The 13,920-nt window shown below is 64.4% G+C and carries 14 protein-coding genes; 6 read left to right on the forward strand and 8 right to left on the reverse strand.

Going from position 1 to position 13,920, the window contains the following annotated elements:
- Positions 1-813: an amino acid kinase family protein gene (locus ACVIYL_RS03040; RefSeq protein ID WP_456777697.1), complete on the reverse strand. Its 813-nt coding sequence runs from the start codon at positions 811-813 to the stop codon at positions 1-3.
- A 448-nt stretch (positions 814-1,261) separates the two neighbouring features.
- Between ACVIYL_RS03040 and ACVIYL_RS03045 the strand changes: the two genes are divergently transcribed.
- Together ACVIYL_RS03045 and ACVIYL_RS03050 are read left to right on the forward strand one after the other, a co-directional pair.
- The gene (locus tag ACVIYL_RS03045) at positions 1,262-2,536 is read left to right on the forward strand and encodes a hypothetical protein (RefSeq protein WP_456777698.1); all 1,275 of its coding nucleotides are present in this window, start codon (positions 1,262-1,264) and stop codon (positions 2,534-2,536) included.
- The gene (locus tag ACVIYL_RS03050) at positions 2,527-3,261 is read left to right on the forward strand and encodes a hypothetical protein (RefSeq protein ID WP_456777699.1); all 735 of its coding nucleotides are present in this window, start codon (positions 2,527-2,529) and stop codon (positions 3,259-3,261) included. The genes ACVIYL_RS03045 and ACVIYL_RS03050 overlap by 10 nt, the downstream gene beginning before the upstream one ends.
- A 68-nt stretch (positions 3,262-3,329) precedes the next feature.
- Here the strand turns inward: ACVIYL_RS03050 and ACVIYL_RS03055 are convergent, their stop codons facing one another.
- Complete coding sequence (locus ACVIYL_RS03055; RefSeq protein ID WP_456777700.1) at positions 3,330-4,307, reverse strand: zinc-dependent alcohol dehydrogenase family protein; 978 nt, start codon at positions 4,305-4,307, stop codon at positions 3,330-3,332.
- A gap of 119 nt (positions 4,308-4,426) precedes the next feature.
- Between ACVIYL_RS03055 and ACVIYL_RS03060 the strand changes: the two genes are divergently transcribed.
- Entirely contained in the window at positions 4,427-5,008 is a 582-nt protein-coding gene (locus tag ACVIYL_RS03060) for a TetR/AcrR family transcriptional regulator (protein WP_456777701.1), read from the forward strand.
- A gap of 144 nt (positions 5,009-5,152) precedes the next feature.
- Positions 5,153-5,509, forward strand: coding sequence for a hypothetical protein (locus ACVIYL_RS03065; protein WP_310881456.1), 357 nt, complete (start codon positions 5,153-5,155; stop codon positions 5,507-5,509).
- A gap of 32 nt (positions 5,510-5,541) precedes the next feature.
- Here the strand turns inward: ACVIYL_RS03065 and ACVIYL_RS03070 are convergent, their stop codons facing one another.
- The 5 genes from ACVIYL_RS03070 to ACVIYL_RS03090 form a co-directional block, all read right to left on the reverse strand.
- The gene (locus tag ACVIYL_RS03070) at positions 5,542-7,617 is read right to left on the reverse strand and encodes a 2Fe-2S iron-sulfur cluster-binding protein (RefSeq protein ID WP_456777702.1); all 2,076 of its coding nucleotides are present in this window, start codon (positions 7,615-7,617) and stop codon (positions 5,542-5,544) included.
- A 61-nt stretch (positions 7,618-7,678) separates the two neighbouring features.
- A complete protein-coding gene (locus tag ACVIYL_RS03075; protein ID WP_456777703.1) occupies positions 7,679-8,293 on the reverse strand; it encodes a glutathione S-transferase family protein in 615 nt (204 codons plus the stop codon).
- Positions 8,294-8,492: 199 nt separating this feature from the next.
- Positions 8,493-8,906: a Rieske (2Fe-2S) protein gene (locus tag ACVIYL_RS03080; protein ID WP_456777704.1), complete on the reverse strand. Its 414-nt coding sequence runs from the start codon at positions 8,904-8,906 to the stop codon at positions 8,493-8,495.
- 239 nt (positions 8,907-9,145) lie between these two features.
- Positions 9,146-10,258: an amidohydrolase family protein gene (locus ACVIYL_RS03085; RefSeq protein WP_092089441.1), complete on the reverse strand. Its 1,113-nt coding sequence runs from the start codon at positions 10,256-10,258 to the stop codon at positions 9,146-9,148.
- A 73-nt stretch (positions 10,259-10,331) separates the two neighbouring features.
- Complete coding sequence (locus ACVIYL_RS03090) at positions 10,332-11,396, reverse strand: amidohydrolase family protein (RefSeq protein ID WP_456781772.1); 1,065 nt, start codon at positions 11,394-11,396, stop codon at positions 10,332-10,334.
- Positions 11,397-11,631: 235 nt separating this feature from the next.
- On the opposite strand from ACVIYL_RS03090, the gene ACVIYL_RS03095 reads away from it, so the two are divergent.
- Positions 11,632-12,111, forward strand: coding sequence for a hypothetical protein (locus ACVIYL_RS03095; RefSeq protein WP_456777705.1), 480 nt, complete (start codon positions 11,632-11,634; stop codon positions 12,109-12,111).
- On the opposite strand, the gene ACVIYL_RS03100 is transcribed toward ACVIYL_RS03095, so the two are convergent.
- A complete protein-coding gene (locus ACVIYL_RS03100; protein ID WP_456777706.1) occupies positions 12,108-12,827 on the reverse strand; it encodes a DJ-1/PfpI family protein in 720 nt (239 codons plus the stop codon). The two genes, ACVIYL_RS03095 and ACVIYL_RS03100, sit on opposite strands and share 4 nt — an antisense overlap.
- 64 nt (positions 12,828-12,891) lie before the next feature.
- Between ACVIYL_RS03100 and ACVIYL_RS03105 the strand changes: the two genes are divergently transcribed.
- Positions 12,892-13,887, forward strand: a complete 996-nt coding sequence (locus tag ACVIYL_RS03105; RefSeq protein ID WP_456777707.1) for a GlxA family transcriptional regulator — start codon at positions 12,892-12,894, stop codon at positions 13,885-13,887.
- Positions 13,888-13,920: the final 33 nt, after the last annotated feature.

Here is a 13,920-nt window from a genome sequence, read left to right on the forward strand (position 1 = left end):
TCAGTTCGCGGTGATGATGGTGCCGACATGCTCGCCCGCAAGCGCACGGGTGAGGTTGCCGGGGACGAGGCCATTGACGACCTGCACCTGGCGGACATGGCGCGCGGTGGCGAGCAGATCGAGCACCGGGAATTCGAGGATCGAATCCTGCAACCCCTTGGCCTTCATCTCGGCGACCGAGATCTTCGGGATGAACGTCGCGCCCTTCGAGGTCTTGGGGTTCGCGGTGTAGAGACCGTTTTCGTCCTTCACATAGATCATCGCCTTGCAGCCGAACTGTTCGGCGACCAGGAAGCATCCGGCGTCGGTGCGATAGGGCGGGATCATGCCCTCGGCTGCCGGCCGCATCCAGAGGCCGTAGGGCGGCATGCCGCTGAAGATCACGGCGTTCACCTCGGCGAGATAAAGCGGCACGGCCGAAAGCCCGGCGCCGCTGACCGCGGAGATGCCGTGCCTGGCGAGCAGCTGGCCCAGCATCACCGCGTTCTGGTCGGCGACCGAGGCGCCGAGCTGCGACAGCACGCCGGCCGGCAGCCGCAGCCCGGCCGCGATCGAATAGAGGTGCCGGGCGCGGGTGCCCGCGCCGGTCCCGATCAGCAACTTGTGCGCCTTGCGGGCCGCGACGATCTCGTCGACCAGCGGGTAGACGGCGGCGCGGCCGCGGTCGATCACGCTCTGCCCGCCGATCTTGATCACGGTGGCATCCGGCAGGATCCGGAAGTCCGATGCCGCCTCCGCCGTCGCCAGAAGCTGCGGATCGGTCAACGATCGCTGCATCAGCAGCGCTTCAAGCTCCGCCGTCGTGTTCGCCATGAGAAACGTTCCTTATGTCCAATACGCCGGGGCATTGCTTCCGTCGGCCCGCGATGTTCGATGTCTCCACCGGTGGCTCGCAAAGACCCGTGTTCGAATTGCACTGCTAACGGCAAGCCTGGCGCGTCTCAAGCCGCAACGGCAGGGATAGACCATCGCGAATGGCGCCGGCGAGTGCGTTTCCCGACACCCGCTGCGAGGCCGTTCGGAACGGGATACCTATAACGTTTTGCCGCACGCGACCCGACTGATGGGTGTGACACCCATCATAGATGCTGCATTGAAATTCTGCGATCCTGAATTTGATATTAACGATTTCTTTGGAATGCGCTGATCTCAGCCGGACGACACTAATCTCAGCCTGGCCCGCCTCACGGGCCAAAATTGATTGCCTTGCACCTTGGAAATTAGCCGGTCTCGACCGGCGCAGCCCACGAGGAAGCAAACCATGGCCAATTCCGCACCGGTCGTCACGATTGGTAACCACAGCCTGTTGTACAATCAGTGGCAAAAAATACAGCCATGGCTCACTTATGCCGACTCCGACGGCAATCCCGCGCAGAAATTTCAGTTCTGGGACGGCGGCACAGCTGCGAACAGCGCCTATTTCTGGACTTCCACCAACGACCATTGGGCCGCCAACACGACGATCGAAGTTTCGGCATCTGACCTGTCCGACGTGTGGGTGCGTGCCGGCGCGGTCGGCGGCACCGAGACACTGTGGGTACGCGCCTTCGACGGGACCAATTGGGGCAACTGGACGTCTTTCACGCTCACGACGATTCCAAACACTGCGCCGGTCGTCACGGTCCCCGACGTGCAGCTGCACACCAATACATGGACGCAAGCCAAGAATTGGCTGACCTACTCCGATGCCAACGGGGATGCAGCCACCAAATATCAATTCTGGGACAGCGGCACCTCCGCAACAAGCGCCTATTTCTGGACTTCCACCAATGACCATTGGGCTGCCAACACGACGATCGAAGTGGCGGCCGCCGACCTGGCCGATGTCTGGATCAAGGGTGGCTCGACAACCGGTGCCGAGACGTTCTGGGTCAGAGCGTTCGACGGAACAGACTGGAGCAACTGGGACAGCTTCACGCTGACGTCGGCCAATACTCCGCCCGTCGTGACAGCCGGTGATCATTCCATACATATCGATCAATGGGTCACCGTCGACAACTGGTTGACCAAGACCGATGCCAATGGCGATGCGATCACGAAGTACCAGTTCTGGGATAGCGGCACCGCCGCCACCAGCGCCTATTTCTGGACACCCGACAATTCCCACTGGGCCGCCAACACGACGATAGACGTTTCGGCTGCGGACCTCGCCAATGTCTGGATCCATGGCGGCTCGACAACCGGTTCCGAGACGATGTGGGTAAGGGGATTCGACGGAACGGAGTGGAGCTCCTGGGACACATTCACCGTGACGTCGACGCCAAACACGATCCCCGTCGCGACCATCAACGACCAGTCGCTACACGTCAATCAATGGGTCAAACCGCAAGGCTGGCTCACTGCCACCGAGCCGAAGGTGACACGATCACCAAATACCAGTTCTGGGACGCCGGCGCGGGCGCAACCAGCGCCTATTTCTGGACACCCGACAATTCCCACTGGGCTGCCAACACGACGATCGACGTTTCAGCATCCGATCTGGCCAATGTGTGGATCAAGGGCGGCTCGACGACCGGTTCCGAGACGATGTGGGTAAGGGCATTCGACGGTACCGCCTGGAGCAATTGGGACAGCTTTAATCTGACGTCGACCAATACGGCTCCGACCGCGACGATCAACGATCAAACGCTGAACGCCGCGCAGTGGGCGCAGCTCGTCAACTGGACGACGGCATCCGACACTGACGGCGATGCAATCACCCAATACCAGTTCTGGGACGATGGCGGGGCTGCGACCAGCGCCTATTTCTGGACGCCCGACAATTCACACTGGGCGTCCAGCACGGTCATCGACGTCTCGGCGTCCGACCTCGCCAATGTATGGGTGCGAGGTGGCACCGCGGCCGGTACCGATTCCATGTTTGTGCGCGCTTTCGACGGAACGAGCTGGAGTGCCTGGGACAGCTTCACCGTGACCAGCCTGGCAAACCACGCACCCGATGCCTCGATCAGCAATCAGACCTTGCATGTCAACGAGTGGAGCCAGGTCGGCAACCTGGTGTCCTATGCTGACGCTGACGCGAATCCCGCGGCCGCCTATCAGTTTTGGGATGGCGGCGGCAACGCCAACAGCGGCTATTTCTGGACCTCTGCGAATTCCCATTGGGCAGCCAGCACCGTGATCGACGTCAATGCCGCCGACCTCGATGATATCCGGATGCGTGGCGGCGCCACCACCGGCAGTGAGACGATGTATGTGCGCGCCTATGATGGTATTGACTGGAGTGCGTGGCACGCGTTCACGCTCTCGACCATCGTCTAGCTGCCCCGGCGTGACGTCGTGCGGACATGCGCCGGCGTGTCGCGCCGGCGAATATCGGGGGGTACGACCTAACTTGGCGTGAAGATCACCTTGCCCTTGAATGCCGCCGCCTGCGCGATCGCCTGTGAAAAATCCTCCAGGCGATAGGTGCCGACCACCGGCGCGCTGATCGCACCCGATGCGACCATCGGCACCAGATGGTCATACATTCCGGCCAACGCTTCGTCCGTCGCAGTCTTGCCCCAATGACCGAGCCAGAAGCCGCGCACCGACACCTCGTTGAAGATCACGCTCAAGGCCGAGCCGGAGAACGGCTGTCCGCTCATCGCGCTGTAGATGACGAGCACTCCTTTTGGCGCGAGGCAGTTCATCAGGTTCAAGGCGGATGAGCCGCCGACCATGTCGAGCGCCAGCTGGATCGGCGCCCCACCCGTTTCCCTGGCGACGCGCTTCGCGAGATCCGGCCCGTCGAGCAGCACGATATCGCCGCCGACCGACTTGACCTCCTCCATGACCTCCTCGCGGCGGACGATGTTGACGGTCTTGAGCCCGAGCGACTTGGCGATGGCCATCACCGCGCGCGCCGTCGCCGAATTGGCGCCGTTCTGGATCACCCAGCCGCCGGGCGGCACTTTCACGAAATCGGTCAGCAAGAGATAGGCGGTGGCCGGATTGACCCCGATCATGGACAGTTGCTGGACATCGGCATTGTCAGGCAGCGCACGCTGCCATGATGCGGTGAATTTGACCCGCTCGGTCCAGGTCGGGACCGTGAAGGGAATCAGCGTGCGGTCGCCCTCCTTCAGATTCCTCACCTGCGATCCGGCGGCAACAACCCGCCCGACGCCCTCGATCCCGAGCGTGGCCGGCGGTGACGGCAGATAGCCGTAGCGCCCGGCGATGATCATGAAATCCGAATTGTTGATCGGCGCAGCCTCAACCGCGACCACGATCTCGTCGGGGCCGGGGCTGCCGACGTCCGGCACCTCGTTGAGCTTGACCACGTCCGCTGCACGTCCGAAGGCAACGATCTGAACCGCTTTCATGGCGTGATCTCCCGATTTCGTTGTGTACTTCTAAGTACAGAATATGGATTACGTCAATAGCCGGACCTGCCTTCACGGCAAGGTGAAGGCTTCACATCCGACGCGGGAGTACATAAAAGATGGATATGGCAAGGCCGCGCAGCTTCGATCCGGACGATGTCCTGGAAATCGCCCGCCAGATGTTCTGGCAGAAGGGCTTTCAGGCGACTTCGCTCGACGACATCACGGCGGCAAGCGGCGTCGCGAAACCCAGCCTCTATGCGGCGTTCGGCGACAAGAACGCGTTGTTCCTGAAGGTGCTGGACCGCTATCACGACGGCATCCTCGGCTGGGCCGAGCGCGTGCTGGCGCAGCCGGGGCCCACGCGGGACGTCATCAGGCAGTGGCTTACCGGCTTCATTCCCTATTGCTCGGGCGAGAAGGGACAGCGCGGCTGCCTGTCGATCAATTCCGCGACCGACGGCTCGCTCGACCAGGTCGAACTCCGCAAGAGCATCGAGCGCTACAACCGGCGGCTTGAAGAGCTGCTGCGCACGCGGCTGCGCACCGATCGCGCCCAGTTCAGGAAGGGCTTTGACCCCGACGTCACCGCCCACACCATCATGGTGGTGCATGCCGGACTGCTGGCTCTCGCGCATCAGAGGCCGGATTCGAAGCAGGTGAAGGCCGTGATCGACCAGGTGATGAGCCTGCTCGCCTGAGTTTGTCGGCACCCGGCCCTCCCGGCAGCAGCTCCGCTGCTCTCACGAATGTGATTATATTACGATTATCATCTAATTGATGTCCCGATCTCGATGACCATGTCCGGGTTGGCTGTCATGGGCTTTCCGGATTTTGGGGATCAGATGAACAATCGGTTTTGGCGTGCGGCAATCGTTGTAGTCACCGCCCTGCTGGCGAAGCCGGCGATCGGGCCGGTGCAGGCCCATGATCACGGGCATCCCGAATTGAACGCCTGGTATGAGAGCCTGCGCAGCGTCAAGGGCCCCTGCTGCGACGGCAGCGACGCGAAGCGTGTCGATGACGCCGATTGGGACACCAAGGACGGCCACTATCGCGTCCGGCTCGAAGGCGAGTGGGTCGATGTTCCCGACGAGGCCGTCGTCGCCGGACCGAACCGTGCCGGCCGCACCATGGTCTGGCCGTATTATCTGGACGGGCACCCGAGGCCACGCTGCTTCATGCCGGGCAGCATGGGCTGAGTGCCCGCGAAAGCGCTATGCGCCCGGTTCGGTCACAGCGCGAGCTGGATCCGGTCCTCGCCGTCGGCCTCCGGCTTCGCCGGCACGGCGCAGCAGATCAGCACCTCGTCATCGGCCACCTCGGCGGCGGGCTGCTTCACATAGGTCACGGCGCCTGCCAGCAATCGCGCTCGGCAGGTTCCGCAATTGCCCTCCCGGCAGCTGAAGGCGGGGCTAAGGCCACGCGCTTCCGCCAGTTCGAGCAGCGTCCCCGCCTCCGGCGTCCAGCGCGCCTCCTTCAACGAAGTGGTGAAGGCGACCGGGACCGGCGTCGTCGCCGGTGGCCGGCGCGGCGGCGCTGTGGTGATGAGGTCGGGCGTCCGGACCAGCGACGAAGGACCGAAGGCTTCGGCGTGAATCCTGCCGTCGGCAATAATGTAGCCGCGCAGGGCGTCATAGAGCGATTGGGTGAACTGAGGCGGTCCGCACAGATAGAAGTCATAGTCGTTGAACGGCAGGACGCGCGACAACAGCGCCATGTCGATCCGTCCCGCCGCGTCGTAGTCTGTGCCCTGCTCGGCACCGTCGACATCGCCGAGGACGCGGATGATCCGCACCGCGCCGCCGGCGGCATCCACCAGCTGCTGCAATTCGTCGCCGAACGCGCGATCCTGTTTCGCATGCGCAGCCTGAAACAGGAATGTCGGCCGGATGCCGCGGGTGCGCAGCCCCTCATAGACCACGTGGCGCAGCATCGCGAGCAGCGGCGTGATGCCGACACCGCCGGCGAGCAGCACCGCGGGCCGCTTCTCGCGCGCATCGATCGTGAAGCCACCAGCCGGAGCGCGCGCTTCGATGATGTCGCCGACATGGATGGTGTCGTGGAGATGCTGCGATACGACACCGTCGCGCTTCACGCTGATCCGGTACATGCCGTCCGACGGCGCGACCGACAGCGTGTAGGTGCGGATGACTGGCTTGTCGATACCGGGCAACGAGAGACGGATCGGCAAATGCTGTCCCGCCCGGTGCGGAAGCAACCCCGCGCCGTCGTCCGGCTGCAAATGAAACGAGCGGATCGATCGGCTCTCGTCGACGATCCCAGTGACCTTGAACGGCCGCCACCGCGTCGCGCGCTCGGCCGCGCGGATTCGGTCGGCGGTCTGCCCCCAGTCGCCGGTCATCAGCGAATTCGGCGACCAGCCTTCGGCCCGGAACGCCCAGCGCAGCGGCAGCGCGCCGCGCCTCCGCACCAGACGGCGGGCACGGAAACTCCAGATCCGCTCGGCGCCCTGAAACGCCGCGATCTCCGGCGAGTCCAGCATCACCTCGGCATCGCCGCTCAGCTGCAGCAGGTCGCCGGTCTCGAAATCGACGAACACCAGCCCGGCCTTGCCGTTGACGAGGATGTTGCCGAGCGTGTTGAAGAACAGATTGCCGGAGAAATCGGGGATCGTCAGCGTGCCGTCGTCGGCGACGCGGACGAAGCCCGCCCGGCCGCCGCGATGCGAGACGTCGACCTGGCGACGGTCCTCACGCTCGGCATAGGACGCCACGAAGAACGTGTCGGCCGCCTTGATCATGTCGCGCGCGGCCTGATCGAGCGTCGTGCTCGCCTCGATCTCTCCCGCGAACGGTTCATCCGGCGCGCGCACGAAGGCGAAATCGCGCAGCTGGATGTACTGCGGGCAATTGCCAAAGCTCTGATCGAGCTCGAAGCTGAGTGCCTTACCTGACGATGCACGCAGCAGCCCGTTGGCACGGTTGCGGCGCCGCGTGTGCAATTCGATTCCGAGCAGTCCGATCGCATCGCCCTCGCGCATCCCCTCGCTGACGGGATCGCTGCGGTCGGGCCGCGCATCGATCTCGAGGCTGCGCGGTGTCGGCGAGGAAATGAAGCCGGGCCTACCGGCCAGCAACGAAGCCCAGGCGTCGCCGCTTCGGTCCACGCTGCCGACGACGATGAAGGGAATCTGCGCGAAGAAATCGCGATGCTGGTCGGGCATGAAGTCGCGCACCGCGCGCTGGCCGACGGCCTCCATCTTCTCGGCGACGCCGACCTGCCGTTGGATCGCCTTTTCGCCGGCATGCCAGGTCGCGAGCTCGCTCTTGGTTCGTCTGTCGCTCATCGTATCGCCCTCCCCTTCGGGGGTTGGACGGGCGCGCCCGACGGCACGCCCGGTCAGTAGGTCACGCAGCCGCCAGACCGACGGGGGTCTTGGCGAAGGCGACGAAGCCCGGCAGCGCCTCGATCCGGCGCAGCCACGCGTTGACGCGCGCATAGGCGGAGAGATCGACATTGCCTTCGGGTGCGCTGGACAGATAGCTGTAGAGCGCGACATCAGCGATTGTCGGCGCCTCACCGACCAGCCAGTCGCGCCCGGCGAGATGGGCTTCGAGCCGTTTCAGCAGAACATGCGCCCGCGCGATCACGTCGTCCGGATTGTGCTTCGCGCCGAACACGGTGATGAGGCGTGCCGCTGCGGGCCCAAACGCAAGATCGCCGGCAGCAACCGACAGCCAGCGCTGGACCGCGGCAGCGCCCTTTGCATCCTGCGGCAGCCAGTCGGTCCGGCCGAGCTTGGTCGCGAGATAGACCAGGATCGCGTTGGAGTCGGGGATGATTACGCCGTCATCATCCAGCACAGGCACCTGGCCGAACGGGTTGAGCGCGAGATATTCCGGCCGCTTCTGCGCGGCGGACTTGAGGTCGACGTCGACCAGTTCGTGCGGAATTCCCAGCAGGGACAAAAACAGCCGCGCGCGGTGCGCGTGGCCGGAGAGAGCGAAGTGATACAGCTTCATGTGCCGTTCCTGATGTGGTGGACGGGTTCATTCCCGATCGCCAGCTCAAGGTGGCCCATTGCAGCGGTTATTATAATTGCCGTCGACGGCACTTCATTATTGCATAAGTCGCAATAACACTTACTTGCGTCATGGCCGGGACTGTTCCTGCCACGACGAGGCCCTCGGCGGCGCACACGGTCGCGCGAACTGCGCCAACCTAAATCTCGACGATCACGTAGTTGTCCTCGATGTGCACCGGGAACGTCTCGGCAACATACGGCCCCTTCTGCAACTCGGCGCCGCTCTCGACCGCGACCGGATAGGAGCGGATCCTGAACCGCTTGGGATCGAACCAGGACTGCCCGTTGCGCATGTCGAATTCCCAGCCGTGCCACGGACAGCGCAGCATCTCGCCGACGCGGTCGCGCTGATAGATGCCGGGCTCCGGCGAGGTCAGGCGCGCGACGCAGGCCGCCTTCTCCAGCGGCGCGCCCTCATGCGGGCAACGATTGAGCAGCGCGAAGAACTCGCCATTGACATGGAACACGACGATGTCGCGGCCATCGAGGCCGAACACCTTGTTGCCGCCGGCCGGAATCTCACTGGTGCGCGCGACGATGTGACGGGTCATCGGAATCCTGGTGCCTGATGAGAGTAGGTCGAATAGCGACGGCGCTGCGCTCCCTCGCCCCGTTCTTACGGGGAGAGGGTTGGGGTGAGGGGCTATCTCCGCGGATACGGTGACAGATGAGATTGCGGAAGCTCCCCCTCACCCGGAATGCATCTAACGATGCATTCCGACCTCTCCCCGCACGCGGGGCGAGGTGAACCGGAGTCTGCGGCTCGGTTCGAAGCGAGGTCATCTCAATCCTAGAATTTGTAAACCGCGCGGGCGTTGGCATTGAAGATCTTGCGACGCTCGGCGTCCGTCAGCGGCGTCTTGAAGGCGTAGCGCGCGTCGTCATAGTCCCAATGCGGATAGTCCGACGAGAACAACAGCCGGTCGATGCCGACCCATTCGATCAGCTGCCGCAGGTGCCTGGCTTCATCCGGTTCGTCGATCGGCTGGGTCGTGAACCAGAAATGCTCCTTCACATATTCGCTCGGCCGGCGCTTCAGATGCGGCACCTCGCTGCGGAAGCGTTCGAAGTGCTGATCCATCCGCCACATCGTCGCGGGAATCCAGCCGAAGCCACCTTCGATGAACACGATCTTCAGTTTCGGGAAGCGCTCGGGAACACCTTCCAGCACCAGGCTGGTGAGGTTCGAGGCCACCGTGTGCGCGTTCGACTGATGCTCCTCGCAATAATAGGACGGCCAGCCGCCGCCGGTCGGAGCATGCCCGCCATAGCCGCCGACATGGATGCCGAGCGGCAGATCGAGCTCTTGCGCGCGTTCATAGATCGGCCAGTAGCGGCGGCGGCCGAGCGGCTCATTGGCACGCGGCGAGACGTTGATCTGGATGTATTCGCCTGATTTGGCGCAGCGCTCGATCTCGGCGAGGCCGAGGTCGGAGCCATCCTGCCCGACCAGGATCGAGGCCTTCAGGCGCGGATCGCGATGCGCCCAGAACGCCAGTTGCCAGTCGTTGATGGCGCGCTGGATCGCGGCGCCGAATTCCAGATTCTGCTGCGAGAAGATGAAGAGATCGAGCACCTGCAGGATCCCGAACTCGACGTCGAAGGGATCGAGATGCTGCTTGCGCATGAAATCGAGGTCGGAGCCGGGCACGCCGCCGGTCGGCGGCCAGGCATCGCGCCGCGCGATCAGCGGCGAGGAGCGCGGATACGGCGTGGTGCCGATATAGGGCGTGCGCAGGTGGCTGCCGTATTCCTTGAGATGCTGCTGCCAGCGCTTCGGCAAGAACTCGTTGAGGTCGCTGTGCGCGTGAAGGCTCGGATGGATGTCGCAGTCGATGATCTTCAGCCGCGTCGCCGCGGTCTTCTCCTGGTCGAGCATCGGGCGGTCGATGACGTCACTCATGCGATCCTCCTTCTTGTTTGCGCATGATCTTGTCGGAAAACCGGTTCCCACTTTTCCGGATCATGCGCGCGAATTACGAATTCAGCTTCAAACGCGGGAACGTTTCAATCGGATTGTCCTCGCACATCCGCTTGACGATGCTGTCGGGCAGATATCGCGGGATCGGATCGTCGCCGTCGAACTGCCAGTGCGGATAGTCGGATGCGAACAGGAACATCTTGTCGGAGCCGATCTGGTCGATGATGTCGGCGACGCTTGTTGCATCCAGCGGCGCGTCGAACGGCTGCATGGTGACGCGGAAATGGTCGCGGATGATCGCGGCCGGCTCGCGCTCCACCCACGGCACCTCGACTCGCACGCCGCGCCAGGTCTTGTTGGCGCGCCACATGAACGCCGGCAGCCAGCTGACGCCCGACTCCATCAGCACGACGGTCAATCCGGGATACTTCCCGAACACGCCCTCATAGATCAGGCTCAACGCCTGCGCCTGGAACGCCTGCGCCTCGGCGAGATAATATTCGTAGCGGTAGGACGGCCAGCCGATCGAGCTCGGCGCGCCCCGGTAGGCACTACCGGCGTGGATCGCGATCGGAAGCTTGTATTTCTCCGCGGCCTGATAGATCGGCCAGTAATGCCGCCGGCCGAGCAGCGTCTCGCCCTGCGAGGGCACCAGCACCGAGACGAAGCGATTGTCGCCGGCCCTGCGCTCGATCTCCTCGACCGCAAGGTCAGGCGCCTGGATCGGCACCACGATCGAGGCGCGCAGCCGCTTGTCCCTGGCAAGCCACTCGGCCGCGATCCAGTCGTTGATCGCCCTGCAGAAGTCCGCGGCCATGTAGGAATCGAATACCGCCTGCGCGCCAAAGACGACGTTGCAGATGGCGTGGCTGGCGCCGAGCTGGTCGAATGCGCCGCGCTGCACCATGGCAAGATCGCTGCCGGGCTTGCTGCCGTCCGCCGGCCGCCAGTCGGCGCGGCCGGACAGCGGCATCGACGGCGGGTAGGAATTGAGGTCGAGCCCGTCGATGGCGCGGCTGACGACCTGTTCCTTCCAGTGATCGCTCAGATAGGGCAGCAGCGTGGTGCGCGTTCCCCCCACCGCGGGATGGATGTCGCAGTCGATGCGCGTGGCCGCCATGGCGTTCCCCGGATTGATCTTCTTGTCGTCGTTGTTGGCGGCATCGCTGCCACGGATCGGACTGTGACGCCGATGGCGCGATCGTGCAAGCGGGTCCACGCGGGGCCGCCCTGCCCTGTGCGCGCACCGCCCTCACGCGAAGTTGCGGGATCGCGTGTGAATGGCGTCACCTGTTCAGTCCGCAAGACGTGCTAGCGATTCCGCGCCGCGGAAAGCGCGGATACAGGAGATGGGAATGGGACTGGGCCGACTGACGATCCTCGCATGTTCATTGTCGCTGGCCTCGTCCGCCGCATGGACCGCGCCTGCGACCACCTCGGGTTCGGTCGCGCTGGCGCTCGCCGGCGTGGTGGCGCCTTATTCGCCGTTGCCGGCCAAAGAGAAGAAGGCGGTCGTGGCGTTCTTCGGCGGCGACAGCAATGTCTCCTATGCCAGGAGGATCGTCGTCACCGCCGACAAGGTGGTCTGCCGCGCCAGCAATGTCGACATCATCTCGCGTTCCTGCGCGCTGACCTTCGGCGGCAACACCCACACAGTGAAGGGTAGCGAAGCCAACGCGATCTACGCGACCGTGGCGCTGGCCGGCGTGCCGCCCGACGGAGCCGCCGGGACGATCTACGAGGCGCTGTCGAAACTGTCCTGCACACTCGATCCCAAGGTGATCAAGGACAAGGCCGGCGGCGGCGCCGACTGCAGCTTCGAGCCGGGAAATTAGCGCCACTCTCCCTGCACGGTGACGCCCAGCCTCGCCGCGACACGGCGCGCGGTCTCTTCCCGCTGCTCCGTGATCGCGCGCACGGCCTGGCGCGACTGCTGCAGGATCTCGGGTGGCGCGGTCTCCGGCGTGCCGCTGTCGAACGGCGGCTCCGGCGCATACACCATATAGAGCTGGATCGCGCGCGCGGCATCGTCGCCGCGCAGTTCAGCCGCGAGCCGCAATGCGCCATCGATGCCTGCCGTGACTCCGGCGGCAAAGACGAAGCTTCCGTCCACCACCACGCGTTGGTTCACGGGCGTAGCGCCGAAAAACGGCAGCAGATGAAACGACGCCCAATGCGTCGTCGCCCTGCGCCCCTTCAGCAGGCCGGCCGCTCCGCAGATCAGCGCGCCCGTGCAGACCGAGAAGATGCGGCACGCCCCCGCCGCCTGCCGGTTGATCCAGCCGAGCACCTCCGTGTCCTCCATCAGGGCTTGCTGACCGAAGCCGCCCGGCACATGCAGCACGTCGAGCGGCGGCGCATCGGCGAGCGTCGCATCCGGTGTCAGCCGCAATCCCTTGATGTCGCGGACCGGCTCGGCGGTCTTGCCGTAGATGCGGTAGGTCGAATTCGGAATCCGCGACAGCACCTCGAACGGCCCGGTCAAATCGATTTGATCGACGCCTTCGAACAGCAGCGAACCGATCCGGAGATGAACATCGTGAGCAATCATCGAACTTCCCTCGAACTTTCCTTGCGCTATGGACAAAGCGAATCTAGCGCGGCAGGTTTCGGCGATGACGCCAACCAGCCCACGTTTTTCGCCAAACCGCCGCCGCTCAATCGAAGTGCTGGCATATCCGGCTGTGCAATTGCTCGACGTCACCGGGCCATTGCAGGTGTTCGCGTCCGCCAATGCGCTGGCGGCCAAGGCAGGCAACGCCGAGCCATATGAAGTCCGCGTCGTTGCAAAGGATGGCCCGAACGTTGAGTCATCCGCCGGCGTCGGGCTCGCGGTGCATCCGCTGCCCGCCATCGACACCGCGGTCGACACGCTGGTGATTCCGGGCGGCGACGGCGTCAACGCCGCGACGGCCGATGCCGTCCTGGTGGACTGGGTACGCGAGCGCGCCGGGCAGGCGCGCCGCACTGCATCGGTCTGCACCGGCGCGTTCCTGCTCGCCGCATCGGGCGTGCTCGATGGCCGGCGTGCCGCGACCCATTGGGGATTTTGCGCAGAGCTCGCCGAGCGTTTTCCTGATGTCCGCGTCGAGCCCGATCCGATCTTCGTGCGCGACGGTTCGTTCTGGACGTCGGCCGGCGTCACCTCCGGCATCGATCTGGCGCTGGCGCTGGTGGAGGAGGATCTCGGCCGCACGGCGGCGCTTGCCGTCGCCCGCTATCTCGTCGTGTTTTTCAAACGGCCGGGCGGACAGGCGCAATTCAGCGAAATCCTGTCGCTGCAAGCAACCGACGACAGGTTCAGCGCGCTGCACGACTGGATCAGCAACCATCTCGCCGGCGATCTCTCGCTGTCGACGCTGGCGAAACAGGCCGGCATGAGCGAGCGCAGCTTCAGCCGCCATTACGCGGAAGCGACCGGCTTGACGCCGGCACGCGCGATCGAGCGGCTCCGGGTCGAGGGCGCGCGGCATCTGCTTTCGGAAACGCGCCTGCCGATCAAGCGCATCTCGCAGCGTTGCGGCTTCGGGTCCGAGGAGACGATGCGGCGCAGCTTCCTGCGCCTGCTGTCGACCACGCCGCAGGACTATCGCGCCAGGTTTGCGCTCTGAAGTGCACGGCCGGCCGCGCGGTCGACGTGCAAT

The sequence above is a fragment of the Bradyrhizobium sp. USDA 3315 genome, assembly GCF_054056795.1.

Coding starts and splice junctions, on each gene's coding strand:
- ACVIYL_RS03085 (WP_092089441.1), bottom strand. CDS start 10,258: ATGAGTGACGTCATCGACCGCCCGATGCTCGACCAGGAGAAGACCGCG.
- ACVIYL_RS03045 (WP_456777698.1), top strand. CDS start 1,262: ATGGCCAATTCCGCACCGGTCGTCACGATTGGTAACCACAGCCTGTTG.
- ACVIYL_RS03065 (WP_310881456.1), top strand. CDS start 5,153: ATGAACAATCGGTTTTGGCGTGCGGCAATCGTTGTAGTCACCGCCCTG.
- ACVIYL_RS03060 (WP_456777701.1), top strand. CDS start 4,427: ATGGATATGGCAAGGCCGCGCAGCTTCGATCCGGACGATGTCCTGGAA.
- ACVIYL_RS03070 (WP_456777702.1), bottom strand. CDS start 7,617: ATGAGCGACAGACGAACCAAGAGCGAGCTCGCGACCTGGCATGCCGGC.
- ACVIYL_RS03090 (WP_456781772.1), bottom strand. CDS start 11,396: ATGGCGGCCACGCGCATCGACTGCGACATCCATCCCGCGGTGGGGGGA.
- ACVIYL_RS03100 (WP_456777706.1), bottom strand. CDS start 12,827: ATGATTGCTCACGATGTTCATCTCCGGATCGGTTCGCTGCTGTTCGAA.
- ACVIYL_RS03080 (WP_456777704.1), bottom strand. CDS start 8,906: ATGACCCGTCACATCGTCGCGCGCACCAGTGAGATTCCGGCCGGCGGC.
- ACVIYL_RS03105 (WP_456777707.1), top strand. CDS start 12,892: ATGACGCCAACCAGCCCACGTTTTTCGCCAAACCGCCGCCGCTCAATC.
- ACVIYL_RS03055 (WP_456777700.1), bottom strand. CDS start 4,307: ATGAAAGCGGTTCAGATCGTTGCCTTCGGACGTGCAGCGGACGTGGTC.
- ACVIYL_RS03040 (WP_456777697.1), bottom strand. CDS start 813: ATGGCGAACACGACGGCGGAGCTTGAAGCGCTGCTGATGCAGCGATCG.
- ACVIYL_RS03075 (WP_456777703.1), bottom strand. CDS start 8,293: ATGAAGCTGTATCACTTCGCTCTCTCCGGCCACGCGCACCGCGCGCGG.
- ACVIYL_RS03050 (WP_456777699.1), top strand. CDS start 2,527: ATGTGGGTAAGGGCATTCGACGGTACCGCCTGGAGCAATTGGGACAGC.
- ACVIYL_RS03095 (WP_456777705.1), top strand. CDS start 11,632: ATGGGACTGGGCCGACTGACGATCCTCGCATGTTCATTGTCGCTGGCC.